Origin of the sequence: Nocardioides rubriscoriae (genome assembly GCF_008087085.1) — a bacterium.
Taxonomy (GTDB): domain Bacteria; phylum Actinomycetota; class Actinomycetes; order Propionibacteriales; family Nocardioidaceae; genus Nocardioides; species Nocardioides rubriscoriae.
Genome location: NZ_VIYJ01000026.1, coordinates 1 through 1,897 on the forward strand (window position 1 = coordinate 1; position 1,897 = coordinate 1,897).

Annotated in this window: 1 protein-coding gene; it reads left to right on the forward strand. The window is 67.4% G+C overall.

What is annotated here, in order from left to right; translation table 11 throughout:
• The first annotated feature begins 67 nt into the window (after positions 1-67).
• Positions 68-1,687, forward strand: a complete 1,620-nt coding sequence (locus FZC61_RS22800; RefSeq protein ID WP_148616560.1) for an IS1182 family transposase — start codon at positions 68-70, stop codon at positions 1,685-1,687.
• Positions 1,688-1,897 lie beyond the last annotated feature (210 nt).

Consider the following 1,897-nt stretch of genomic DNA (forward strand, 5'->3'; position numbering starts at 1 on the left):
CTAGGAGCCTGCTGAACAAAGGGCGCGCCTGAGCGACTCGTCGGGGTTGGGCTGAAATCATGTGGTTGTGCAGGGTGAGGCTGATCGCCAGCGGGATCTGATGGATGTGGAGTCGGTCGCGGGGCACTTACTCCCGGCCGGGAGCGTGTTCGCGTTTCTGGCCGAGCATCGCCTGGCGTTGTTCCCGGCTGAGATGTTCGAGGACTTGTTCCCGACGCGTCGTGGCCGTCCGTCGTTGCCGCCCGAGGTGGTCGCCTCGGTGATCGTGCTGCAGGCCTTGCACGGGTTGTCGGATCGCGAGGCGGTCGAGGCGTTGACGTTCGACCTGCGGTGGAAGGCCGCGTGTGGGTACGCGATTGATGCGAAGGGCTTTGATGCCTCGACGTTGACCTATTGGCGGCGCAGGCTCGCAGCCAGCCAGCGCCCGCAACGGATCTTCGAGGTGGTGCGTGAGTTGATCACGGCCACCGGGGCGGTTGCTGGCAAGCAGCGTCGCGCGTTGGACTCCACGGTCCTTGATGACGCGGTCGCGCGCCAAGACACCGTGACCCAGCTGATTGCCTGCATCCGCAGGGTCGCACGTGACGTCGACGGCGCAGCAGACTTAGTCACCGGACCCGGATCGGTGACCACACGGCTGGGGGTGTTGACCGGGCAGGACTACACCTCGACCGCGAAGCCTGCGATCGCCTGGGACGACCAGGCCGCACGTGAGGACCTGGTGACCGCGTTGGTCAACGACGCCTTGGCGTTGCTGAGCGCGATCGATGAGCAGATCGGGCTGACGGTAATCACCCAAGCTGGTGGCAGGGCAGCCGAGGCGGTCGCATTGCTGGCCCTGGTCGCGGGCCAAGACGTCGAACCGGCCGAAGGCTCTGATGGCACCGACGGCCGGTGGCGCATCGCACACAAGACCGCACCAGACCGGATGATCTCGACCGTCGACCCCGAGGCCCGTCACGCCCACAAGACCCAGCAGCGCCGCCAAGACGGTTTCAAGGCCCACGTCGTGGTCGAGCCCGACACCGGCCTGACCACGGCCGTGGCCCTGACCAAGGCCAGCGGCCCGGAGAACTCCGATGCCGCTGTCGGGGCTGAGCTGATGGCCCAGGACCCGACCACCGAGAGTCTGGCTGCCGGGCAGCAGGTCGAGATCCTCGGCGACTCGGCCTACGCCACAGCCAAGATGCTCGCGGTGCTGCACGCGATGGGATGGCTTGCGATCCTCAAGCCCTGGCCGCTGAGCGCCGCAGTCGAGGGCGGCTTCACCATCGACGACTTCGTCTTCGACCCCGCCACCAACACCTTGACCTGCCCAGCCCAGGTCACTCGCACCATCACAGCCCAGGGCCGCGTGGTGTTCGGAGTCGCATGCCGAGAGTGCCCCCTGCGCCAGCAGTGCACCACCGCGGTCAACGGGCGCACCGTGCTCCTCAGCGAGCACCACGACCTACAACGCCAACACCGCCGACGCGCCACAGATGAGCAGTTCCAGGCGACCTACCGCCAACACCGACCCATGGTCGAACGCTCGATCGCCTGGCTGACCCGCGGCAACCGCCGTGTGCCCTACCGCGGCATCGCGAAGAACAACCAATGGCTGCACCACCGCGTCGCCGCCCTGAACCTACGCAGACTCCTGGCCCTGGGCTTGACCAACGACAACGGAACCTGGGTCCTGGCCTGAACGGCTGGCCGCAACGGTCCCCGCGGATCCTCCCGGGCCCCGCCCCAGACTCTTGCAAGACAGCTCAGGCAGCGCGAGGCTGCGTATGCGGGCGGAACGACCCCGTGTCGCACCACGTGTGCTGACCGCAGCTCGACTGCCTTGGCGGCGCTCCGCCCGCACCCACAACAAACGCGGGTCCCCACCCCTGCTTGTTCAGCAGGCTCCTAG